The organism is Massilia glaciei (assembly GCF_003011895.2).
GTDB lineage: Bacteria > Pseudomonadota > Gammaproteobacteria > Burkholderiales > Burkholderiaceae_D > Telluria_A > Telluria_A glaciei.
This window is the reverse complement of record NZ_PXWF02000042.1, coordinates 20,001-42,362: the sequence shown is the minus strand read 5'-3', so window position 1 is coordinate 42,362 and position 22,362 is coordinate 20,001. Positions and strand designations below refer to the sequence as shown.

General features: G+C 61.9%; 18 protein-coding genes (1 of these 18 cut by a window edge). 7 read left to right on the top strand and 11 right to left on the bottom strand.

Features of this window, described 5'->3' with window-relative positions:
- Window positions 1-13: 13 nt before the first annotated feature.
- Entirely contained in the window at window positions 14-628 is a 615-nt protein-coding gene (locus tag C7C56_RS03100) for a class I SAM-dependent methyltransferase (RefSeq protein WP_229457990.1), read from the bottom strand.
- A 140-nt stretch (window positions 629-768) separates the two neighbouring features.
- Here C7C56_RS03100 and C7C56_RS03095 point away from each other — a divergent pair, with 140 nt between their 5' ends.
- Window positions 769-1,698, top strand: coding sequence for a phosphatase PAP2 family protein (locus tag C7C56_RS03095; protein WP_106756034.1), 930 nt, complete (start codon window positions 769-771; stop codon window positions 1,696-1,698).
- Here the strand turns inward: C7C56_RS03095 and C7C56_RS03090 are convergent.
- Window positions 1,672-2,682, bottom strand: coding sequence for a substrate-binding domain-containing protein (locus tag C7C56_RS03090; protein ID WP_106756033.1), 1,011 nt, complete (start codon window positions 2,680-2,682; stop codon window positions 1,672-1,674). The two genes, C7C56_RS03095 and C7C56_RS03090, sit on opposite strands and share 27 nt — an antisense overlap.
- Before the next feature lie 309 nt (window positions 2,683-2,991).
- On the opposite strand from C7C56_RS03090, the gene C7C56_RS03085 reads away from it, so the two are divergent.
- On the top strand, window positions 2,992-3,270 hold the full coding sequence (locus C7C56_RS03085) for a hypothetical protein (RefSeq protein ID WP_106756032.1): 279 nt from the start codon (window positions 2,992-2,994) through the stop codon (window positions 3,268-3,270).
- A 41-nt stretch (window positions 3,271-3,311) separates the two neighbouring features.
- On the opposite strand, the gene C7C56_RS03080 is transcribed toward C7C56_RS03085, so the two are convergent.
- Window positions 3,312-4,406 carry a WD40/YVTN/BNR-like repeat-containing protein gene (locus C7C56_RS03080; RefSeq protein WP_106756031.1) on the bottom strand — a complete coding sequence of 365 codons (1,095 nt, stop codon included), beginning with the start codon at window positions 4,404-4,406 and terminating at the stop codon, window positions 3,312-3,314.
- Window position 4,407: 1 nt separating this feature from the next.
- Complete coding sequence (locus tag C7C56_RS03075; RefSeq protein ID WP_106756030.1) at window positions 4,408-4,677, bottom strand: MoaD/ThiS family protein; 270 nt, start codon at window positions 4,675-4,677, stop codon at window positions 4,408-4,410.
- 158 nt (window positions 4,678-4,835) lie between these two features.
- On the opposite strand from C7C56_RS03075, the gene C7C56_RS03070 reads away from it, so the two are divergent.
- The gene (locus C7C56_RS03070; protein ID WP_106756029.1) at window positions 4,836-5,141 is read left to right on the top strand and encodes a hypothetical protein; all 306 of its coding nucleotides are present in this window, start codon (window positions 4,836-4,838) and stop codon (window positions 5,139-5,141) included.
- A gap of 694 nt (window positions 5,142-5,835) precedes the next feature.
- On the opposite strand, the gene C7C56_RS03065 is transcribed toward C7C56_RS03070, so the two are convergent.
- The 4 genes from C7C56_RS03065 to C7C56_RS03050 form a co-directional block, all read right to left on the bottom strand.
- A complete protein-coding gene (locus C7C56_RS03065; protein ID WP_106756028.1) occupies window positions 5,836-7,011 on the bottom strand; it encodes a zinc-dependent alcohol dehydrogenase in 1,176 nt (391 codons plus the stop codon).
- A complete protein-coding gene (locus C7C56_RS03060) occupies window positions 7,008-8,075 on the bottom strand; it encodes an SRPBCC family protein (RefSeq protein ID WP_106756027.1) in 1,068 nt (355 codons plus the stop codon). Before C7C56_RS03060 ends, C7C56_RS03065 begins: the two co-directional genes overlap by 4 nt.
- 354 nt (window positions 8,076-8,429) lie before the next feature.
- Window positions 8,430-10,007: a M56 family metallopeptidase gene (locus tag C7C56_RS03055; RefSeq protein ID WP_106756026.1), complete on the bottom strand. Its 1,578-nt coding sequence runs from the start codon at window positions 10,005-10,007 to the stop codon at window positions 8,430-8,432.
- Window positions 10,007-10,381 carry a BlaI/MecI/CopY family transcriptional regulator gene (locus tag C7C56_RS03050; RefSeq protein WP_106756025.1) on the bottom strand — a complete coding sequence of 125 codons (375 nt, stop codon included), beginning with the start codon at window positions 10,379-10,381 and terminating at the stop codon, window positions 10,007-10,009. The genes C7C56_RS03055 and C7C56_RS03050 overlap by 1 nt, the downstream gene beginning before the upstream one ends.
- 131 nt (window positions 10,382-10,512) lie before the next feature.
- Here C7C56_RS03050 and C7C56_RS03045 point away from each other — a divergent pair, with 131 nt between their 5' ends.
- Window positions 10,513-11,163, top strand: a complete 651-nt coding sequence (locus tag C7C56_RS03045) for a DUF3617 domain-containing protein (protein WP_181373001.1) — start codon at window positions 10,513-10,515, stop codon at window positions 11,161-11,163.
- 83 nt (window positions 11,164-11,246) lie between these two features.
- Here C7C56_RS03045 and C7C56_RS03040 read toward each other — a convergent pair whose 3' ends face one another.
- Together C7C56_RS03040 and C7C56_RS03035 are read right to left on the bottom strand one after the other, a co-directional pair.
- A complete protein-coding gene (locus tag C7C56_RS03040) occupies window positions 11,247-15,338 on the bottom strand; it encodes a S8 family serine peptidase (protein ID WP_146204259.1) in 4,092 nt (1,363 codons plus the stop codon).
- 404 nt (window positions 15,339-15,742) lie between these two features.
- Entirely contained in the window at window positions 15,743-15,976 is a 234-nt protein-coding gene (locus C7C56_RS03035; protein WP_106756023.1) for a hypothetical protein, read from the bottom strand.
- Window positions 15,977-16,260: 284 nt separating this feature from the next.
- Here C7C56_RS03035 and C7C56_RS03030 point away from each other — a divergent pair, with 284 nt between their 5' ends.
- The 3 genes from C7C56_RS03030 to C7C56_RS03020 are packed head-to-tail and all read left to right on the top strand — an operon-like array spanning window position 16,261 to window position 19,552.
- Window positions 16,261-16,893 (top strand): RNA polymerase sigma factor, encoded by a 633-nt coding sequence (locus tag C7C56_RS03030; RefSeq protein WP_106756022.1) that lies wholly within the window; start codon window positions 16,261-16,263, stop codon window positions 16,891-16,893.
- Window positions 16,890-17,465, top strand: coding sequence for a hypothetical protein (locus C7C56_RS03025; protein WP_106756021.1), 576 nt, complete (start codon window positions 16,890-16,892; stop codon window positions 17,463-17,465). The genes C7C56_RS03030 and C7C56_RS03025 overlap by 4 nt, the downstream gene beginning before the upstream one ends.
- Window positions 17,466-17,467: 2 nt before the next feature.
- The gene (locus C7C56_RS03020; RefSeq protein WP_106756020.1) at window positions 17,468-19,552 is read left to right on the top strand and encodes a caspase family protein; all 2,085 of its coding nucleotides are present in this window, start codon (window positions 17,468-17,470) and stop codon (window positions 19,550-19,552) included.
- Between the two features lie 222 nt (window positions 19,553-19,774).
- On the opposite strand, the gene C7C56_RS03015 is transcribed toward C7C56_RS03020, so the two are convergent.
- Window positions 19,775-22,362, bottom strand: partial view of a CHAT domain-containing protein gene (locus C7C56_RS03015; protein ID WP_146204257.1) — the 3' portion only. It continues 253 nt past the right edge of the window; the window shows 2,588 of its 2,841 coding nt (coding positions 254-2,841); the start codon falls outside the window, past its right edge; the stop codon is at window positions 19,775-19,777.

Sequence of the window (22,362 nt, the reverse complement as noted above, 5' to 3'; positions counted from 1 at the left end):
CCGCCGAGCGGCTTTACCGCGTGAACACCTCGACCCGGGCCGGCGGCAGGTTGCCCCACACGGTTTCATCGGTGCGCCAGGTCAGCCCGGCGTCGCTCCAGGCAGAGGCGCCGCGCGGCGCGTAGGTGAACTGGATCACCTTCACCTCCGGCCCGATCCCCGCGCACCAGGCGCGCGTCACGCGCGCGACCTGCTCGGCCGAAAGCGAACGCAAAGGCAGCCCGGACACCACGGCCGCCAGCGGCACGCAATCTTCGATCAGCGCGCTGCCGTCGCAGGCGTCGCCCAAAATCACGCGCACCTGCGGAAACCGGCTGCGCAAATGCCGCACCAGATAACGCGAGCGCTCGATCACGATCAACCGCTCCGGGCGCACCCCGTGCCGCAGCAGCGCCTCGGTCACCGCGCCGGTGCCCGCCCCCAGCTCCACGATCCACCCCTCCTGGCTCAGGTCGACCTGGTGGGCGATGCGCGCGGCGAGCCGCTCCGAACTCGGACACAGCGCGCCCATGGCGCCGGGATTGCGCAAAAATTCGCGCAGGAACAACCAGGCCGGCACGCGCGCCGCCGCGCCAGTCGCGCCGCGGCCCCCGGCGCGCCCCATCCGGCTGATCAAGTAACGAAACATGCGGACCTCTTCGGAGAAGTGAAAATTCATTTCAGCATGGCTAAAGCCGACCGTGATTGCTTTTAGTCAATAAAGTCCTATCGACAATATTCTATCCTTGGCAAGCAAGCCGATCAATATTCCCACGTCCGAGGTGCCGCATGTCGTCGATCACACATTCTTTTTCGTTCCGCCTGTCCGGCCCGCTGCGCTTCGACCAGACGCCGCTGGTCGCATTCGGCGTGCTGGCCGCGCTGGCGCTGCTGGCGACCATCTGGGCGAGCCGCATCGGCCTCGGTTTCGGCCCCTTGGGCCCCCTGCTGGCAGGATCGGCGGCGCTGATCGTGATCGGCCTGTACTACGACGTCACGCGGCGCAGCCCGGCGCTGGCCGGCTGCGCCTACTACTGCGCACTGTGGGTGAACCTGATGGTCGTCGCCTGCATCCTGAGCTACCTGGCGGCGTGGCACGGCGGCCCGCTGTACGACCAGCAGTTGGAGCGGATCGACGCGCTGCTCGGCTTCGCATGGAAGCCGTGGAACGCCTTCACACGCTCGAACCAGGCGCTGTACTGGATACTGCTGGCCGCCTACCTCAGCGGCGGCCCGCAGATCATCGCATCCGTCATCTACTTCGCCTGCACCGGGCAGAACCGGTGCAACCGGGAGCTGTGGTGGATATCGCTGCTGGCGATGATGTTCACGGTGGCGGTGGCGGCGCTGTTCCCCGCGCTGGGCACCTTCCACCACTTCCAGCAGAACCTCGACGAGGCGATCCACCTGCCACACCTGCTGGCGCTGCGCGACGGCAGCGCCGGCTACTTCACGAGCATGGAGGGCATCGTCACGCTGCCGTCGTACCACACGGCGCAGGCGCTGGTGTTCATCCACGCGTTCCGCGGGCAGCGCCGCCTGTTCCCGTGGATGTTGGCGCTCAATGCGCTGATGCTGCTGTCGACGCCGAGCATGGGCGGGCACTACCTGGCCGACATGCTGGCCGGCGCCGCGGTGGCCGCGCTGTCGGTGCTGCTGGTGCGCCTGGCGCTGCCGGCGCCGCCGGCGCCGTCAGCCGGGGCCGGGGCCGACGCTTGAGCCGGGCAGAAGCACCGGCTGCCATAACACCTGCAAGGCCGACGGCTGGGCGCCGCCGACGAGCTCGCGCAGCATCTCGACCATCTTGGCGCCGGCCGCGCTGGCGCCGGGCTGGTCGATGGTGGTCACGTTCGAGCCGTTCAGGGTGTCCTCGACGCTGCCCCAGACGATGATCGAGATGTCGCGGCCGATCGACAGGCCGGCGTCGAGCAGGGCGCGCACCGCGCCGACCCCGGACAGATGGTTGTCGACGATGACGGCGCTCGGCCGCGGCGAACAGGCCAGCAGCAGCTGCATCGCCTGGTAGCCGCTGCGCCGGTCGAGCGTGTTGTCGACTAGGTGGCGCGGGTCGGGCTCGAGTCCGGCCGCCCGCATGCGCGCGACGAAGCCGTTTTTGCGCTGCAGCGCGAAGTTCAGTTCGAGCGGCGCGCTGATCAGCGCGACGCGGCGGTGCCCGAGCCCGAGCAGGCGGTCGGTGGCCAGTCCGATTCCGGCCTCGTTGTCGTAGTCGAACCAGGCGTAGGGCTGCGCCAGCTCGGTGCGCCCGTGCGCGACGAACGGAAACCCCTGCTTGATCAGATAGGCGATGCGCTCGTCGTGCACCAGCGTGCGGCTGACCACCAAGCCGTCCACGCGCCGCCCGCGCACCATCTGCTGGTACGAGGGCAGCTCGTTCTGGGGCGAGACGGGGGCGATGATCAGGTTCATCTTGCTCTTCTCGAGCGCCGAGGCCATGCCACCGACCACCGACAGGAACATCGGGTCGCCCAGGTCGCTCGGCAGCAGCGGGTAGATGATGCCGAACACATTGGTGCGCCCGACCGCGAGACTGCGCGCCATCGGGTTGGCCTCATAGCCGGCCTCCTTGGCCGCGGCCAGCACCCGCTCGCGCGTGCTCAGGCTGACCTCGGGGTAGCCGTTGAGCGCGCGGCTGACCGTGGTCTTGGACATGCCCAGCGTGAGGGCGAGGCTCTTGAGGTTCATGAAAGGGCTTGATGGGACAATCGTGTCATAAGCTGTGATTATAGCAACCGCGTCACGCGAACCTGTCAACCTGGCGCTTGAAGAGGAACAGCGTCACGAACGACCCGGTGGTACCGCCGAGCGCCGAAAAAATCAAACCGCCGAGCAAGATTTCGCCCTGTGACAGGGCGGAGTCGCCCGGCGTCCAACCGCTGTGATGGACATTTTTCCTAAGAGATAGTTACTTATTTGAAATTTCTACTGGAAATATCGCCGTTTTTGACCTAGTCTTATCGCATCTCCCATCAGGAAACCGACCCGAGACCGAACGTGGCAACCATTCAATCCATCAATGGCCAGCAAGCCGCGGTCGCGCAGGCGGAGCGGCAAGCGCAATTGCAGGCGGAGCGGCAAGCGCAATTGCAGGCCGAGCGGCAAGTGCAGCGCAGCCAGGCGCAGGCGCGCGAAGACGGCGCGCGACTCGAACGCAGCGAGGCGCAACTCGAAAGCGACCGCCGCGCGCGCGACGCGGCCGAGGAGCGCGTCCGCGTGGCCCGGCTGCAATCGTCCAGCCCGGCCCTAGGCGGGCGCATCGACACCTTCGCCTGAGAGGCCCGGGGTGCCCGACCCGGACGACGGGGCCCCCGGAGCTAGCCGAACCGCACCGCGTAGACCGGCGGCATGGTCGCCGAAATCGTCTGCCAGCTGTCCCCCGCATCGTCCGACATCCAGACCCCGCCCGTGGTCGAGGCCATCAGCAAGGTGTTGCCGTCGTCGTCCACGGCCAGGCCGTGGCGGTAGACCAGGTCGTAGCAATGCGTCTGCGGCAAGCCGGTGCGAAACACCTCGAAACTCCTGCCGCCGTCGCGCGTGCGCGTGCGCGTGACCGCCATCGCCGCGCCGACCGGGATGCGGCGCTGGTCGGCCTCGGCCGGCGCGAACCAGGCGGTGTTGCCGTCGCGCGGATGGGGCGCGACCGCGAAGCCGAAATTGGACACCGGCGCATCCTTGATTTCCTGCCACTGGACGCCGTCGTTTTCTGAGCGCCACATGCCGTTGTGGTGCTGGCACCAGAGGATGTCGGGGCTGGCGGCGCAACGGGCGATGCGGTGCGGATCCTGCACCGCATCGTTCTCGTTGGGCTCGGGCGGCATGTAGTCGGCGCGCATGCCGGTCGAGCTCACGGTCCAACTGGCGCCGCCGTCCACGGTGCGCCACACGCCACCGCACGAGACCGCCACGACCACGCGTTTGCTGTCGCGCGGATCGACGCAGATGCTGTGGATGCCGGGCGTGTCGTAGCCGCCGCCGAACCACTGGCCGCGCTGCGGCACGTCCCACAGCGCGCGCACCAGCTCCCACGAGTCGCCGCGGTCGCAAGATTTGAACAAGCCGCCCGGCAGGGTGCCGGCCCACAGCACGCCCGGCTCGTCGGCCCCGCCCGCCTCAAGCGCCCAGACCAGTTTGTTCTTCCACTCGACCGGGTCCTCGCTGCCCTCGGGCTTGAGCGGGTAGGCCGGCGCGGCGATCTCGGTCCAGCTGTCGCCGCCGGCGTCCCTGCGGTGCAGCTTGACGCCGAAGTGGCCGAGGTTAAGCGCCGCGTACAGCGTGCCGTCGCGCGCGTCGGGCAGCGCGATCGAAACCGGCTCGCCGAGGAAGTGGCTGGCGCCGAGCTCCCAGCCGGCGCCCTTCCGTTCCAGTTCGAACAGGCCCTTGCGGGTGGACAGGAATGCGCGGTCGCTCATATCAGCCTCCAGAGAGTGCTTGCAGTACGTACACCGTACTGTCGGGGTTGAGGGGGTCGTCCAGTTTGCTGCGTCCGGTGCAGCGCCGCCCGTCGATGAAGACGACGACGTTCTCGCGCAGGTGGTCCTGGTCGTCGAGCACGTAGCCACGCAGGGTCGGATTGAGGGCGAACGCGCTCTCGAGCCCGGGGCGCAGGGTCGTCGCCGCCGAATCGACCTCGGGCACGCTGGTGAAACGCGCCAGTTGTTGCGTGAAGGTAATCCGCGCCATGGCGTCCGATCAAGACAAAGTGACAAGTGTGACGCAGATTCTAGCGCGGATCGGTGCGTATGTCGCCGCGCAGATGCGCGTGCCGGTTCGCTTGAAACTTGTCGCTTGAGGCGCCGGGTCTGGCCTAGAATGGGGTGTGCCAACAAGCGGAGCCGAGCATGCCGATCAAACCCGAAGAACTCGCAGCGATGATGCTCGAAGTCGAAATCGAAGACCCGATCGACTTCTCCGACCTGCCCTTCAGCGAGGACGAGTTGCGGCTGCTGGTGGCCTCGCATTTGTGCGAGATGGCGGCGGCGATGGACAACTTCAGCCACGAGGACAAACTGATGACCCTGCTCGCGGTCTCTGCCAAGCTGGTGCTTGAAAACCTGGTGCTGCATGTGCAACTGCTGCGCGGCCACGGGCTGCCGATGGGTGAGAGCGTCGAGGCTTTGCTGGGCAGGTTGCGCAAGCCGGAGTGAGGTGACCCGCATTCACTCTGAGCCTTGCCTCTTGCGCCGCCGCAGGAATCGCACCGCACGAGCCTACGTATCAACAACGGTTCGCGTCGTTCCTGCCATTGGCAGAATAGACCCCTCGCGTATGCGCAAAACTCACGCGTTTGCTCCGGTGCTGAGTCTGCAGCGACGAGCCGTTCGGTTTCAACCGCCTGCTGCGCGGACCGAAAGGTTCGGGCTGTGCGTATATGCAGAGCCAGCATGGGTCCCCGCGTCCGCGAGGATGACGTTGGTTTTGATATTCAAGTTGTCTGCGACACGATTTCCGAAGCGACTCAATGACCAACTCAGCGCATCGCCATGTCAAGTTTTTATCCCGGACAGCGGTGCGCGTCCGCGAGGATGACGTTGGTTTTGATATTTAAGTTGTCTGCGAAACGATTTTTGAAGCGACTCAATGACCAACTCAGCGCATTGCCATGTCAAGTTTTTTTCCCGTACAGCAGTGCGCGTCCGCGAGGATGACGTTGGTTTTGATATTCAAGTTGTCTGCGACACGATTTCTGAAGCGACTCAATGACCAACTCAGCGCATTGCCATGTCAAGTTTTTATCCCGGACAGCGGTGCGCGTCCGCGAGGACGACGTTTGTTCTTGTTAGTAATCACGGCGGGTTTGCGGTTTCTGATGCTGTCAAACCAATCGACGACGACAGCGCTTCAGTGGTGTGGATGCATCACCACCTTCACGCACTGCTCCTGTTTGTTTTTGAAAATCTCGTACCCGTGTGGCGCGTCGTCGAGGTCGAGGTGGTGGGTGATCACGCAGGCCGGATCGAGCTCGCCGCGCACGATGCGCTCCAACAGCGGGCGCATGTAGCGCTGCACATGGGTCTGCCCGGTCTTGATCGTGATCGAGCGGTTCATCACGCTGCCGAACGGGATCTTGTCGCTGAAGCCCCCGTACACCCCCGGCACCGACACCACCCCGCCGTTGCGGCAGGCCATGATGGCCTCGCGCAGCGCGGTCGGGCGGTCGCTCTCCATGCGCATCGCGTGCTTGATCCTGTCGTAGGCGTAGGTGAGGCCGGTGCCGTGCGCCTCCATCCCGACCGCGTCGATGCAGGCGTCGGGGCCGCGCCCGCCCGTCATCTGGCGCAGCGCGTCGGCCACGTCGAGCTGCTCGTAGTTGATGGTCTCGGCGCGCGAGACCTCGCGCGCCATCTGCAGGCGCTCGGGAAAGCGGTCGATCGCGATCACGCGCTCGGCCCCGAGCAGGTAGGCGCTCTGGATCGCGAACTGCCCCACCGGGCCGCAGCCCCAGACCGCCACCACGTGGCCCGGCTCGATGTCGCAGGCCTCGGCCGCCATGTAGCCGGTCGGCAGGATGTCGGACAAAAACAGGACCTTCTCGTCGGACAGGTCGGGCGGCACCACCAGCGGGCCGACGTCGGCGTAGGGCACGCGCGCGTACTCGGCCTGCCCGCCCGCGTAGCCCCCGGTCAGGTGCGAATAGCCGAAGATGCCGGCGGCCGAGCGGCCCCACATTTTTTCGGCCAGGTGGGCGTTCGGATTCGAGTTCTCGCACACCGAGAACAGCTTCTGCTCGCAGAAGAAGCATTGCCCGCACGCGATCGGAAACGGCACCACGACCCGGTCGCCCACCTTGAGCTTGCCGACCTTGGAGCCGACCTCGACCACCTCGCCCATGAACTCGTGGCCGAGGATGTCGCCGGCCTGCATCGCCGGCACGTAGCCGTCGTACAGGTGCAGGTCGGAGCCGCAGATGGCGGTCGACGATATCTTGATGATGGCGTCGCCCTGGTTGATGATTTTGGGGTCGGGCACCTGTTCGACCCTGACGTCGTTGACGCCGTGCCAGCATGTCGCTTTCATTTGTCCGCTCCCAGGTTGAACAAGCGCGCCTTGAGGGTCCGTTTGCCGTGCGGCTGCCCTTCGGTCGAGGCGATCTCGCCGGTCTCGATCAGTTGCTTGAAGCGCCGCAGGTCGTCCTTGACCCGCTGCGACGGCTCCTCGCCGAACAGCCTGGCCACGAGCGTGCCGGCCGGCCCCGCCGGCGGCATGTAGTCGAGGTTGACCTGCACGATGGTGCCGCGCCCGCCCGGCGCGGCGGTGAAGCGCACCGTGCCGGCGTTGTCGACGTCGCCGCCGGGCAGCGACTGCCAGCCGAGCACCTCGCCGGACACGTCCTGGGTGATTTCGGCGTCCCACTCGTAGCTGCTGCCGGCCGGCCCCCTGGCGCACCAGTGCGAGCGCCGCTCGTCTTGCACGACGACCGATTCGAGATGCCGCATGAAGGTGGGAAAGGCCTCGAAATTGCGCCAGAACCGGTAGCACTCGTCGGGCGACCGGTTGACCGGGACCGCCTGCTGCACGCGCTGGGGACCGCTCGCGCCGGCCGGCGCCTCGTGCGACAGCTTGCGCAGTTGCGGCGTGCTGGCGCGCACGTCGAGCGCGCTGAAGCCAGCCACCGCGATGGCCGTGGCGGCGAGGCGGCGCGGCCGCGCGCCGGGCGCGAACGCGGAGGCGCCCAAAATGGACAGGTCCATCACGTCGCCGGCCACCCTGGTCCAGCGCCAGGCGACCGACCTCGGCTGGGCCAAAAGGCCGATGCCGCAGGCGAGCTCGCGCGCGCCCATGAGGCGCACCAGCATCGGCCAGTCGGGCAGGCCCATGGCGCGCGCCACCGCGCGCGGCGCGAGCAGGTTCGCCATGCCCACACCGATGCTGAACAGGCCGAGCGTGGTGCCCACGAAGCTCGAGCGGTTGCCGGTTTGGCGCGGCGCCGCGCGCGCCTGTGCCTGTGCCTGCGGCCCTGCCTGCGCCTGCCCGGCCGGCCGCGCTTCGCCCTCCCGCTCGGCGTCGACGGCCATGTCGGGGTACTGCCAATAGCCCTGGCGTACCTGGCGCCGTGTTTGTTGCTCGCTCGTGTTTTCCATGACATCTCCTAAAGGAATGCCCCAGCCGCCGAGACCTGGCCGGCATCCATAATGAACATGAAATTTAGGCCCGTATTGCAGCGCCTTGTTCCCGCACAAACCGGGGACGCGGCGCGGGCGGCCTCACGCTTTGTGCGAGATCAAACGGGAGCCAGGTATTCGCGCCCCCCTTACAAGGGCAGCGGCCCGGCACTGCCGCCGAACACGTCGAGTCGCTCCAGGCCTTCGACCGCGACCATGCAAAGCTTGCCTATACGCGAAGTTGGAACCTGCAAGCCGCGGGTTCTGTACGGCTAAACTTTTCGAGCGAGCATGACTGCCTGCTCATCATGCAGAAAAAGCATGCGTGTGCGCCTACGCGGCTCCTCCCTTTTTCTGGAACAGGACGTTGGCGATCTTGCCGTCCGAATTCATCGCGATATGGCACAGCGCGCCCCCGTGCTCGTACTCGATTTCGTACATGTCCCAGCCATGCCTGCTGACGCCGTAGAATTTCACCGACCGCACCGCGCCGAGGTCCTTCAGGAGCTGGCCCGATCCCGGCAAGTTGCGTAGCGCGATCTGGCCGAAGCTGGGCGTGAAGTCGGCCAGTTCGAGGCGGCCGTCGCGCGCCAGATCCAGATTGCGCCGCACTGCCGCCGCGCCGCCGGCCGCCGGCCGCTGGAGGGCGTAGCGCCGCGCGATGTGGGCGTCGACCCGTTGCACCGCTTCGGCGCCGACCCGCGGCGCGCGCACGTCGACGCCATACTGGCGCAGCACGAGGCCCGCGGCCGGACGCCCTTTCCCGGCGCGGTCGAACAGCACCTGCATGTCGGCCCCGCGCACAAAGAAGCCGGTCTCGCTCTCGGGCAGCAGCTTCCACGAATGGCCCTGGTTGCGCTGCGCCAGCAGGCGATCGCCCGCTTGCGACACCACCATCACCTCGTGCTCGTCGATCTGGTAGTAGCCCACGTAGTTGGCCACCAGCCCGGCCGGCAACGCGATCTGGTGGCGCACCTTGGCCGGCGGGCCGACCTGCGCGGCCACCGCCACCATGCACAGCGAAAGCGCCGCGAACGCTGGCGCCGCGCGCCGCGCCCAGCGTTTTGGCGGGCGCACCATGATGCCGATGCGCTGCTCGAGAAACGAGCGCGATTCGGCCATCGCGGCGGCGGCGCCGACAAACGCGGACCGGCGCTGCCCGACCTCGATCAGGGTGGCGCCATACAGTTTCAGGTCGTAGCCGGCGGCCAGCACGCGGGCGTCGCAATCGACCTCGATGGCGCGGCGCAGGCGCCGCATCAGCCACCACAGCGGCAGGTTCCACGGCATCGCGACGAGCACCAGCAGGCACACGGTCAGCCATTGCGGATCGCGCGCGTCGAGATGCGATTGTTCGTGCGCGACCACCAGCGTCTGCTGGTGCTCGGGCGCGCCGGCGAGCCAGGCCGGCACCACGATGCGCGGACGCAGCAGGCCTACGACGGCGGGGCCGACATCGGGGCTCAGATAAACCGAGGCGCCGGCCATCTGCCGGCGGCTCCAGCGCCGCTTGCGCACGGCCAGATAGACCGCGCTGCCGAGCAGCGCGAGCAGCAATGCGCCCGACGCGACCGCCCAGGCCCAGGTGAGCGCGGTGTTGAGCGCGGTGCTGGCCGCGACGCCGGCGGCCGCGTTCTGCGCCTGCGCCGGCAGCCACGCCGCTGGCGTCAGTTTGGCCGAGGTCATGTCGCGCAGCGCGACAGTCTTGGCCGGGCCGTCCGCGGCCAGCATTGCGGGCATGTCGAACGAGACCGACGGCACGGCCACCGGCAGCACCAGCGAGCCGACGATCGCCATCACCCACACCCACCTGGCCGGCGCGCTGCACACCAGGGCGACCCGCTCGGCGGCCCAGCCGGATGCCGCGAGCAGAGCCGTCACGATCAGCGTGTATCCCATGAGGCCGAGCATCAGGAATTCTCCTCGTGGTTTTGCTCGTTGAGCAGCGCGTGCAGGCGGCGGACCTGGTCCTCGCTCAGTTTTTGGTCCGACACCAGATGGGTGAACAGCAGCTCGGTCGAGCCCTGGAACAGCTTGCCGGTCAGGTGGCGCAAGGCGCTCTTGCGCGCCAGTTGCTGCTCGATCGCGGCGAAATAGCGGTGGCCGCGGCCCTCCTCGGTGTGGCCGGCGTAGCCTTTGTTCTCGAGCGTGCGCAGCACCGTCAGCACGGTCGTGTACGCGAGCGGATCGTCGAGCCTGGCCTGCACCTCGGCCACCACCGACGGCCCATGCTCCCACAGGATCTGCATGACGTCGGCCTCGCGGTCGGTAAATGAAATGTCCATATGCGCCTTTCTACTAAATGTTTAGTAGATATTAGATGCCCCGCAAAAGCCTGTCAACTAAAGCTTTAGTAGATGCGCGTGCAGATGCGTGGCCTTGGTATATTTGTCAATACATCGAAACAGGAGCCATCATGACACCACGTCGCAACGCGCTAGCCGTCCTCCTTCTCGCATCGATCTGTGCCGCGCCCGCATCGGCGCACAAGATCAGGCCGGGGCTGTACGAGAACACCAGCAAGATCATCAGCGGCAATCCGCTGGGCAATTCCGCCCGGCAACTGCAGCAGGGGACGATGGCCGAGCCGGCCCCGGAGGAGCGCGAGCGAACGGCCGATATTTCCAAGCAGATGTCGCAAGCAATTGCCAACATGCCGCCCGAGCAGCGCAAGGAGATGAAGGAAATGTTGGGCAAGCAGGGCCTCGATCTGGAATCGATTCAAAGCATGCAGGTCAACGTGAAGCCCGATGGCGCGGTGAACATGAAGCTGTGCGTCACCAAGCAAATGGCCGAGCGCAGCGAGTTCCTGCTGCAGCCGCAGGATAGCTGCAAGTACAAGGTGGGCAAATTTGTCGGCGGCGTCATGAAGTTCTCGTCCACCTGCGCCGAGCCGGCCGCCACTGGCGAGGGTGAAGTGCGGGTCACCGGGCCAAATACCTACGCCACCAAAATGAGGGTGGTGATGCATGAAGCGGGCCGGCAGCAGACCATTGTGGCCGAGGTGGTATCGAAGTGGCTGGGCGCCGATTGCGGCAGCGTCAAACCGCAGGCGTCTCAGCGCTAACGTCGAGCAAGCGCGGCCTGACCTCATTAATTGCAAAGTGCTAATTGTCGGGGCGGCGCAGTTATGCCGCCCACACTGCAAAATTATTGCAAATCGATTCCTGTGATTTCAGGCGTGACTCCTGGCCTGTCGGACGTTAAACGGAATTTCACTTTAATAAACCGTCCTGTCATACCTGCCATCACTTGATCTTTCTGCACCTCTACATACTGCGCGCCGCCCAGCTCAATTTTTGAGTTAGCCACCTTGGCATAAGCCTCTACGGCAGTCCCTTCAGGCAAAGACTGTTTAAGAGTCCACACCACTCTCCGCCATTCAAAATTGGGAATCGCCCCATCAAAGGTAGCTTCCCACGTCCCTTGACGATTAGTAATGTTGCGAACGGTGCGACCTGTCATGTCACTGTAGTTGTAGGGATGGAAACCAACCGCGAACGTTTCAATTTTGGCATTGGCTGGCAAGCTGGCCAAGGTGATTTTTGACACCGTACTGTCGTTATAGTTAGTTGCCCATACATTACCCCTGCCATCAACTGCCACACCCGTCGGACCATTGCCAACCCGATAATTACCAACGAACGCAATCCCTGTGAACGCACCATCGGTGAACACTTGTTTATAGTGCCCGACCACACTGCGATACAGGGAACCGGCGATAAAAATGTCACCGTTATCATCGGTGGCAATGCCTTGTGCCTGGTCGTTACCCACTTGATAATAGACCTTTACGGTACCTACAGGATTCGCTGCCTCAAACGTAGAAAAACGCGTTCCAACCTCTGTTGTCCAAATCTTCCCATATTTGTCGATTGCTATACCATAGACCGATATTCCGACATCAATCACTTCTGATGCACTCAGATCGTGACTCACTTTAAGTACACGCCCAAGCCCCCCATGAAAATGGCGCGAGGCCGCCCACAAATTCCCGTCTTTGTCAATCAAGCCGCCATAAAACGAGCCCTTGGTATTCGCTGCCTTAATAATCTTCCCTGTAGTTCCGTTCACTTTGAAAATCGAGCCAACGTTGTTTCCACCCGCAAAGACATTGTTGTCTTTGTCGATAGCGATCGTGCGAATATCTTGTGGCGTGCTTACCCCATCTGCTTTCAAGGCAACATGCTGCAAGACGCACTCGTCCGAAGCGTTGACAATTCCTTGGCCATCACCAAAATTGCCGGTCCATGCTTTAATATCTTTACCGCCTGTGGAAGTTTCAATAGCGCCATTGCCGTTGCGATCAACACATTGATTAAACTCCTTAAGGCCCACCTTCGTGATCGTGTTGTTATTGCGATTTCCGACCCATACATTACCGTCTTGATCAACCGTGGTCCGTGAGGGGTTGCCATTGCCCGGGCCCGTCCGATAACGACCTAGCTCAACGCCTGTCGCCACGTCCAATTTGGAGATCGTACCTTCGCCCGAGTTGGCAATCCAAATGAAGGGAAAGGTCGTGTCCACATCGCCGACGGTCAACGGCAGGCGCAGTGTCCCACCACTGGTGTCCATACCGATTTTTTGCACATCGTAGAGTCGTTCCAATGCGGGATCGTTGAAAAAATCTTCGTCGATTTCAATGATTGCCTTGACCTTTACCATAGAGACCACCGTGGCAACGGTATTGCTTTCCGTGTTTACTATCTCCGCGGATACCTTGACATCCCCGACAGAACGAAACGTATGCTTAATGGCGTTGCCAAAATTGTTAAGCATCTCCACAACCGTCTCGCCAAATTTCCAGACGATTGATTTGATCCCGTCAAATGTGGTGCTTGCAAGCGAAAAACTGGCTTCAACATTGACTGTGGGTGCGGTTGGGGCGGCCACGATTGAGGGAGATGATTCACCTGCACTTTGCGGTACGACTTCATAGTTTTGGCCTTCCCCTTTTTCCCGCCACAACTGATAAGCGCGTCCATCCTGGGTGAAGTTGCCGATGCAACCATTTAAAGGGTCTTGCAGGTAAAGCGCATAGGATGCCGAAATATTTTTACCGACATAGAATGAACGAGAATCCAAAACCAGTGGCGCCTCTTTCCCCTGTCTAATGACAAAAGCGTACCGTTTGTCGGCTGCGAGAAAAATCGGCGTAGATTCTATATCCGTAGCGATCCTTCCGCCACGTTGCCCATTTTCAAATTCATGTACGTCGACAAATACATCACCAACTTCATAACGCCCATTTTCGTGATGAGACAAGGAACAATAAGTATCCACAGCAATCACTGAAAAATTCCCACTCGCTACCGCCACTGGAACGGCATTCCAAGTGGTTGCGTCGTAAACGGTCCTATCGGCGTGAATCATGGGCCGGGTTGCAGCGACATACCCAGCCGCCACCTTATTCGCATCGCTTTCATTGGCCTTTACTGCATCACAAGAAGGCCTGCCTGTCGAATAGTCGCAAATCCAATGTGTCATCGGGGCGCGCCCGTTTGGCCATGCCATCAGCCACTTTAGTTGCATGGCGCTGAGTTTTGGATTTGCTTTCAGGGCCAAGGCTGCGACACCGGCCACATATGGCGCAGCCTGTGAAGTACCACTCATCGACGTATAGTCTTTATCGCTCACGTCCGACAGTGAATAGATGCCAGTGCCCGGCGCAAACACATCAATGACACTACCACCGTTGGAAAAAGAGGACATTGCTATCTTCTTGTCAACAATCCCCAATGACCCCACTACCAAGGTATGGTTGCGCACCCAATCCAAAACCGGGATGCCCTGCAAATCGGTGGTGCTCAATACGGCCGAAAAATCGCTTTTTAATTTTTCAATGCTCTCCGTGCTACCCCAATTTGATTTCAATGAAGCAGCGTAGCCTTCCAAGTCTGCGGGGAAGTTTTTATCGACACACGCATGATACTTGGGTTCTTCGTCACAGCCATTTGAATCGTTGCCTGCTGCATGAACAATCAACACATCCTTTTTTGTTAGCAATCGCGCTAAGAACAAACCGAAAGAGGCACGAGAATCCGCGACGCTCAACTCCCTGTTGTCGAATGTTTTTTGCTTATTTACATTTCCAAAGCTAATATTTATTATTTTTACATCCTTGCTCGCCGCCCAGGCAATTCCAGCAAGACTTCCCATAGTACTCAAGTCGGTGCGATAGGCATACACAACCGTGCCATTTGGCGAGACCCCGGATGTTCCCTTACCGTTATTGACCGTCGCACCAATAATGCCGGCGACATGCATGCCATGATTATGGTGATCATCATTTTTGTTCGGTTCGTACCTTCCGCCCACACCGGACATGCGGACCGCGGTCATACTCAGATCCTCATGGTTCAGCCGGAAACCGTTGTCCACCACACCAACGGAGACCGGATTATCATACGATCCCATATCCTTCAGACGTTGCCATGCATACGGAACTCGACCATGACGCAAGTGCCAGTTTTTCTCGGCATAATCATACGTATCCGATTTGAAAAATTTCCATTCCACGGAGTCGGATGTGGATGAGTAATCATCTGGCCTGAACGGCTCCGCGCCCAATGTATATTCTTGCGCCTTAGAAAATCCGTTGAAGTCCGCGTTTAAAATTTCTTCTTCTTTTGCAAGCAAGGCTTTTGCCTGTTCTAGCTCCACAACTGTCAATTTGCCTTCCAGCTGGTACATATTCACCAAATCGACTTGCCCAACCACTTGCATTTTATATTTTAGTGCAAGTTCTGCCATTTGTTGAGGTGTTGTGCCGTCTTTACCCAGCACCACCAACTGGCCTTTTACAATATCCATTCCGAGACTGCTCTGCACCACGTCGCTAAACTGCGACTCCTTAACGCGCAAAATCTCACCAATTTTTTGGAATTCCAATTCAAAATCGGCCACCGCAGTATTTTCGGACTTAACCTGCAGTTTATGCCGACCTGATGCCGTGGGCGTGCAACTAAACGTCAATTGCGTTGTCGAACGGCCGGTCACTTGCAGATTGCCGCAGCCAGCCAAGTGCGGTTGCAAGCCATTGTGCAGGGCCGAACCAGTCAAGGTAAAAATGACGGGCTGTCCCACCGTGGACTGAATAGGATGAACACTGCTAACGGCCGGCGCTTCGGCTGGCGGCGAATGGGACTTGCCACAGCCAGACACAGCTGCGACGATGAGAAAGATGGAAGGAAATTTCAGAAGGCGCTTGAGCCCTATTTCATCGTGTGACGTCGGCATGGACGAACATCCCTATAAATTTAGAATTGCTAATTGAAAATAATACGCACGGCGCAGCCGGCTGCCGGTGATTCTGCGGCAGGCTTTTAAAACGGGACATGCGCAGGTTGGCGATGGCGCCCATCGAACTGGTGACCCCGCCGCGCATGCCGCTTGCGTGCCGGCAAGCAGGCCCACGGGCGAGCTGGCGCGCTTTTCGTACGCATGAGCCCTTAGCGGCTTGCCTGCGCAACCGGCTTGGAAGGACGTCTCTGTGCTTTCAAGACTGTTATCTCGCAAAACTTTGATCGCGATCGTTTTTCGGATAGATGATAGGCGAGTGGCGTTTGTTCTACTGCATGCACTTTCGCAATCCGCATTTAGCAATTGCTTTCCCCCACTTGCCCAATTTGAAATAATCTGGCTTAGTTGCGGCTGCATTGCTCCGGACGCATCGTCTCTTTCGTGGCCGAGCCACGATCGTCATTTTTGCAGATCTGGTCGCCTTGCCGGTCGACCTTCGCGGCGGCGTCTTCCCTGCTGTCCGCTTGAACGGTCACCGTCGTCATCCCGCTCTTGCAATAGACCTTGCATTGATAATCGGCCGCGTGGGCGAGGCCTGTCATTCCGAGCAGGCACAGCAAGAGTAATTTTTTCATTTGGAATCCCTAGACTAGATTGTTGAGAAGACCGTCCATACCCCTATCTCGGGCTAGGATCGGATTGCGATGCCGTTGAGCAACAAAACGTGAACGGCGAGCGCGCTAAGCTTGTTTCAAACCGAATCCAAACGCAAGAGACTCGGCGCTGACAAATATGTCAGGGTATTTCCCATATATATTTTTCCAATTGGAAATTGACATTTCCTTGTAGAGCGAGCCGATCGCTGGTAGATTCCCGGCAGGTGGCAAATTGCGTCGCCGATTCCACTGCTTTCAGGTCTATGCTCGTTAATTTCTCAAAATATCTAAAGCTGCGGCGCGACAAGGACCCCGATCACCTTGCTTTGCTCGCGATCTCAAAGGGCGGGCGGGAGCGCGAACGGGGATGCGCGCAGTTGTATGAGCGCTATGGCGCGAGCGTTCGGAGGAAGTTCATGGCTGCCGGACTGGACTGTGAAACGGCGGACGAGTTGTTCCAGGAGGTGATCATCAAGGTCGTCGTCAACTGCGAACAATTCACGCCGGAGCAGCCGTTCCGGGTTTGGCTGTTTTCGATCGCAAACAACACCTACAGCAGTCACATGCGTGAAGGAAACCTCCGGCGCCAGGCCGAAGATGCGGAGATCCTGCCCTTGCAATCAAGCCTTTACTATTCACACCGCGAGCTCGGTGCGCTGTCAAACTTCGGCCTGCGTGATTGCGTGCGCCGCGCGTTCCTGGCGTTCGAACGATCTCATCCGAAACGCGCCGAAGCCATGACTTTATCGGTTCTGGAAGGCCTGTGTTCAAAGGAGGTGGCGCGCTTCCTCAACCGCAGCGATCCGGCGACCCGCGAATACCTCCGGCAATGCCGCATCAAAATGCGCAGCTATTTCGGGCATTGCTTCATCTATCTGGACGGGGAGGAAACATGAGCAGGGACGATGACGACGATTGGTTCGCGGTCATCGCCGGTGGCGGGCGGCCACTGGCGGCACCGGCGACGATCCAGGAAGCGCAACTCGTGCGCGACGCGATCCTGGCCCTGCACGCGCAAGCGGCAGCGCCCGGCGGGGAACACGCGGGCCTGGAGCGGCTGCGCGCGCGGCTCGCCGCGGAAGGTCTGCTCGACCAGCCGGAGCCGGTGTCGTGGTCCAAGCGTCTCCCGCTTGCCTTGGCCGCCATGCTGGTGGCCGGCATAGGACTGTCGCTGACGGTCATGCCGCAGTTACCGGGGACGACACCGGGCGACGACGCCCCGATGCGTGGAAGTTCCTCCGCGCAACTTGTACTTCTGGCAGATCCACAGCAGGCCGCCGTGATTTTGGATGCCCAGTTGGCGAAGCTGGGGGTGTCGGCGGATGCGACCGATCTGGGCGACGCGGTCGTGATCGAAGCCTTTGTGCCATCCCAAGTGGAACCGCAAGTGAATGCCTTGCTCAAGCAGTACCAGGTCCGGGTTGGCAACAACGGGCACCTCCTGCTTCGTTTGCAACGGGCACGTTGAAAATGCGTCCATTCGGGGTTGGACTCGCTTGCGCGCTATTTCTTTTTGCCGGAACGGACGCTCACGCCGGCGACAAGCACGCCCTGCTGGTAGGCGTATCGCGATATGCAACGTTGGACAGCAGCCGCCAGTTGCCGGGCGCGCGCAATGATGTTGAAATGATGCGCGCCGTAATTGGCAGGGCGGGCTTTTCCGATGGCGATGTCACGGTGCTTGCGCAGGCGGTGGCAGGCGCGGCGCCGCCCACCCGCGCTGCCATACTCGAGGCCTTGCGACGCCTCGGCGAGGTCGCTGCACCGGGCAAGATTATCTACCTGCATTTTTCCGGACACGGCTCGCAACAGCCGGCCTCGCCCATCAACAGGGCGAATGAGACCGACGGGCTCGACGAAATATTTCTTCCTTCCGACATCCGCAGCTGGGACGGGAAGACCGGGGCGGTCCACAATGCGATGATCGACAAGGAATTCAAACTGGAGATCGACGTCATGCGTGCTCGCGGCGCGTCGGTCTGTGCGGTGTTCGACACCTGCCATGCAGGGACGATGAGCCGCAGCGGCGACGAGCGCACACGCGAACTTGCGTCCGCTGCGCTCGGCATCCCGGCGAGGCCGGCGAGGAAGCCTCCTGGCTCGGCGCCGCTACCGACCGCACTTCGCAGGGCGACAGTTCAGGAATTGGACGACGCCGGGCGCGGTGGCTTGGCCGTCTTCTATGCGGCCCAGAGCGATCAAACTACGCTGGAGGAACGGTTCCCGTCCGGTAACGGCAAGTTGTACGGCGTTTTCAGCTACGCGCTGGCGCAAGCCTTGAGCGCCTATCCCGGCATCAGCTACCGCCAACTTGGCGAGCGCATCTTGAACCGTCACGCGGCGCAGAACCGCTATTTTCCGACCCCCGTCTTCGAAGGTACGATGCTCGACCGTTCTGTGTTTGGCGCGCCCGCCTCGCCGGCTCTCCAGCGATGGCGAGTCGAAGTCGACAAGACCGCGGGCGCACTGAGCATCGCGGCGGGATCGCTGCATCAATTCGGTGAGGGCGCCGTGTTCGCGCTGGAGCCGGCCGCGGCCGCGCCGGAGCCGCGCGCCCCGGCATATCTGAAGGCGACGCAGGTCGACATCCTGCATTCGACCTTGCTTCCCCTGGACGGCAAAGCGGCGCCGGACATAGGATCGGGCGCGTTCGCCCGACTGATCGATCCGGGTCTCGCGCTTTCGCTACAGGTGGCGGCGCCGGCGCGCGCGACCGGGACGATGCGCAAGGCGCTGAAACGGTTGCGCCGCGGCGCGACGGGCGCCGTGCCGATCGCCTGGAAAGGCGCCGGACAACACGCCGACGTCGAATTGGTGGCGCGCGGCGCCAAGGCCTGGCTGCTGCCGGCCGGCATGCGCCATGGCGCGCCGGGTGGAGAGGGCGTTTGGTCGGTGCCGATCGGCAGCGATGAAAAACTCCTTGCCGCGCGCCTCCACGAGCAGTTGCAACGGATCGCCAAGGTGCAAAACCTGCTCAAGTTGGCGGCGCAAATGCCGCTAGACCCGGCCGGCGGCAAACCGATGCTGTCGATGCAGGTGCGCGCTGCCGGCAGCGCGCGGCGCACCAGCGTGGCGGCGGGCGGACTGGCCCGGCTGAAGGCCGGTGATCGGATCTACTTCAGGTTCGACAACCGCGGCACGCGGTCGGTCGACCTGACCTTGCTGTTCCTCGACAGCAGCTTTGGCATTGCGCCGGTTTTTCCGTATTACCGCGGCGAAACGAACCGGGTCGAGCCCAATGGACAGGTCGAGGTGGCGCTGGACATAACCGCCACCACGCTGGGACGCGAGCGACTGCTCGCGGTCGCAGTGGAGGCCGCGCCTTTCACCTTGGTTGCCGACTTCAGCTTCCTGGCCCAGCGCGGCGCCCCGGAAGCAAGGCCAAAACGCGCCGGCGACCCGGGCCAGGATGACGCCGAAGGGCTGCGCGCCCTGCTTGCCGCCGCTGGATTCGGCGTGCCCTACGCGCGCGGCGACGGCGCCCGCCCGGCATGGCCGAGCAGCTTGATGACCTTATATAGTTGGACCACGACGCGGGCGGGCGCCCAACCATAGAGCCCCGTCCGATCGCGAGCCGTCCCGGCGGCGGGGGCCAACGCGCAGATCCCTAGGCTAGCAGCCTGTCGGACTTAATGGAAATCGGCTGCAAATCCGCCTGAGCGGTCCATATTTCGCCGCTTTTTTGGTCAATAGAATAACTATTGACCTTCAAAATCGTCGAAATCTGTCCTCGCTCAGCCGAATTTTCGCTTCGATTCTTTAAAGTCCGACAGGCTGCTAGCGCCAATTGCTCACCATTACGAACGGCGCCCAGAAGTAGGGGTGCGCGTAGCGATTGCGCTCGTCAGCCTTGTACTTCGGTTGCGCGCCGGCCACCCCGACCCGCTCGGCACCGCGTTTGGCGCCGCCGGCTGCGAAACGCCCGTGCATGAGGTCGCGCTGTGCCAGGCGCAATGCTTCCGGCTTGCTCACGCTGGTCTGTAGGCGGCGGTAGAAGGCGGGCATGAACGCGGCCGTGCTTCCATCGTCGACTGCCCATAGGGTGGCAAGCACGGTTTTGGCGCCCCGTTGCTGTAGCATGGAAGCGACTCCTTCGACCTCCTGCCCGTTGGCGTCGACCCCGGTCGCGGCCGTATCGCAGGCGGACAATGTGAGCAACTCGGTGCGGCTGAAATCGAAGCGCGGGTTTTGCAGCGCCTTGATACTGAGCCTCGTGCCGTCACCCAACAGCAGGAACGATGCATCATCGTGGCCGGCTTTGTAGACGAAATGGCTCGCCAGGTGTGTGAACGGATGGCCCTTTGCGAGCGAGGCCGCCAGACTGTCGGCCGTGAACGCTTCATCCAAAAGAATTTCTCCGCGCAGCACGCCACGCCCGCCGGCGCCGGCGATGCCGCTCAGTTCGCGTTGCACGCCGGGCAATGCCTTGAATCCGGCGACCGATTTCGTCAGGCCGAAGCCGGCCAGATGGGGCGTCGTGCGGACTTGGTCGGCGAGGGATCGATTGCCCAATTCACTGATCAGCGCCAAGCTGTAGCGTTGCGCAAGGTAGCGCTTACCGTCATGCAAGCCCGCCATCGGCAGGTAGCGCAACGCGCCGTCGAGCGACACGAGCAGGGTGCGCGCCTTCATGGCCGCGAGCTCCGGAGCCACCGGGGCAAGCAGCAATTGATACAGTTCGCGCGCAAGCGGGCCCGGGTCGCTCCGGGGGTTCTGCAGCACTTGCCGGAACGCAGTGATCTTGCGCTGCAGTTGCTCCGCCGTGATATCAATGCGGCGCGAGAGCTGCTTGCGATCGCCTGTCAACACGATGTGCAAGCGCTCGCCGCTGACGAATTTCAGCGCCACCGTGCCGCCGCCGTGCCGTTCGAGCAGTTGACGCTTCTCACCCAAGCGTTGCAGGCTTTCCTTGGTGGCGCTTGAATGTTGTGCCTCTTTGGTCGCGAACGCTTGGGCCATTTGCTCGAAAAAAGTCATGAACGCGAGATTTTCCGCTGCCAATTCGGCCTCGGCCTCCGCTTGACGCTGTATTTCCTCCACGCTCGTCTGGGCTGTCGATTTCCGTTGCAATGCGCTCCACGCGCCGGTCATTGCCACGAGACGCGTTTCGTGTTCGCGGAACTTGTGCAACCACGGCTTTTCAAATTCGGAGAACGAAACTATCGTGGTGCTTACCAGGCGTTCTCCGGCAAAGTGGAGGTATTCGTCACCTTTTAACAGCGCCAAGATCTCCTGCGCCTCGGGCAGTCGATCAAGTCCGATCAATTCGTCGATAAGGCGGCGAAAACCGGCAGCCTTTTCCGCCACAAATGTCTTGCCGAGATCGCGGTCCCGCAATTTCGTCGCCTGTGCGATCTTGAGTACGGTGCTGACGGCCTGCTTGCGCAGAAACACCGTCGCGCTCTGGTTGCCCGGCGTTGCCTGGATCGACGCCAAAGTCTGAAAGGAGTCGTTCTGGCTTTTCAGAAGGCCGTTCGCCAACGCCAGTGCGAGCCCCCGGCGCCCTTGCTCCTGGGCTTGGACCGGTTGCTTCAGCGCGGCGAGGAAAGATGCGTAGTTATTAATCGGAATGGCGAGTCCAGCCGACCATTTTCCCTGAATTTTTTCGCGTATTTCGATGGCGCGCCGGATCTCCGCGACGGCATTCTCGTGCTGTCCCATTTTCCCGTACAGGAATGCGAGGTTATTGAGCGTGTTGGCTACCGCCAAGGTGGATTTCCCCTGCTTTTCTTGGAGGGTTAAGCCACGTTTTGTCAACGCTATGGCGGTTTCATAATTGCCAGCATTTCCTTCCCCCGCTCCCACGTTCGCAATCCCAACGGCGAGACTAGGATGATCCGGTCCGAGCTCGCGCTCCATGGCCACAAGGGCGCGCTTGTAGTAGAGCAAGGAGTTGGTGTTGTCGCCGCTTCGTGAATAAACGGAGCCGACCTGCCCAAGCGTGACACCGATACATGGCTGGGAAGGTTCGACGATCTGTTCGCACAGGTTCAATGCCTTCACCGCATGCACGCGCGCGTTGGCGAAATCGCCGGAGGTAAGATATACGGTGGCCAAATTACTGTGGGCGATGACGGTTTCCATATGGTTTTCACCATACACCTTCGTCGAGATGGCGACGCTGCGCTGCATGGCCGGCAGGGCGTTCGCCACATCCTGTCTTTTGGAATACGTTTTTGCAAGGATCTGATACGCCTGCGCGTATTCTTTCGTCGCGGTCGCATTGCGCTTCTCATAGATCGCCAGTGCGTTGTGCACTGCGCTAAGGGCAGCATCGTATTCCCCCTTGCCCTCGCGGAGCTGCGCCATGCTGGTCAAGACATTGGCTGTTAAAATTTCTTCACGCTCGACCGTGTAAATTGCAA

Coding starts and splice junctions, on each gene's coding strand:
- C7C56_RS03100 (WP_229457990.1), bottom strand. CDS start 628: ATGTTTCGTTACTTGATCAGCCGGATGGGGCGCGCCGGGGGCCGCGGC.
- C7C56_RS03095 (WP_106756034.1), top strand. CDS start 769: ATGTCGTCGATCACACATTCTTTTTCGTTCCGCCTGTCCGGCCCGCTG.
- C7C56_RS03090 (WP_106756033.1), bottom strand. CDS start 2,682: ATGAACCTCAAGAGCCTCGCCCTCACGCTGGGCATGTCCAAGACCACG.
- C7C56_RS03080 (WP_106756031.1), bottom strand. CDS start 4,406: ATGAGCGACCGCGCATTCCTGTCCACCCGCAAGGGCCTGTTCGAACTG.
- C7C56_RS03075 (WP_106756030.1), bottom strand. CDS start 4,677: ATGGCGCGGATTACCTTCACGCAACAACTGGCGCGTTTCACCAGCGTG.
- C7C56_RS03070 (WP_106756029.1), top strand. CDS start 4,836: ATGCCGATCAAACCCGAAGAACTCGCAGCGATGATGCTCGAAGTCGAA.
- C7C56_RS03065 (WP_106756028.1), bottom strand. CDS start 7,011: ATGAAAGCGACATGCTGGCACGGCGTCAACGACGTCAGGGTCGAACAG.
- C7C56_RS03060 (WP_106756027.1), bottom strand. CDS start 8,075: ATGGAAAACACGAGCGAGCAACAAACACGGCGCCAGGTACGCCAGGGC.
- C7C56_RS03055 (WP_106756026.1), bottom strand. CDS start 10,007: ATGCTCGGCCTCATGGGATACACGCTGATCGTGACGGCTCTGCTCGCG.
- C7C56_RS03050 (WP_106756025.1), bottom strand. CDS start 10,381: ATGGACATTTCATTTACCGACCGCGAGGCCGACGTCATGCAGATCCTG.
- C7C56_RS03045 (WP_181373001.1), top strand. CDS start 10,513: ATGACACCACGTCGCAACGCGCTAGCCGTCCTCCTTCTCGCATCGATC.
- C7C56_RS03040 (WP_146204259.1), bottom strand. CDS start 15,338: ATGCCGACGTCACACGATGAAATAGGGCTCAAGCGCCTTCTGAAATTT.
- C7C56_RS03035 (WP_106756023.1), bottom strand. CDS start 15,976: ATGAAAAAATTACTCTTGCTGTGCCTGCTCGGAATGACAGGCCTCGCC.
- C7C56_RS03030 (WP_106756022.1), top strand. CDS start 16,261: ATGCTCGTTAATTTCTCAAAATATCTAAAGCTGCGGCGCGACAAGGAC.
- C7C56_RS03025 (WP_106756021.1), top strand. CDS start 16,890: ATGAGCAGGGACGATGACGACGATTGGTTCGCGGTCATCGCCGGTGGC.
- C7C56_RS03020 (WP_106756020.1), top strand. CDS start 17,468: ATGCGTCCATTCGGGGTTGGACTCGCTTGCGCGCTATTTCTTTTTGCC.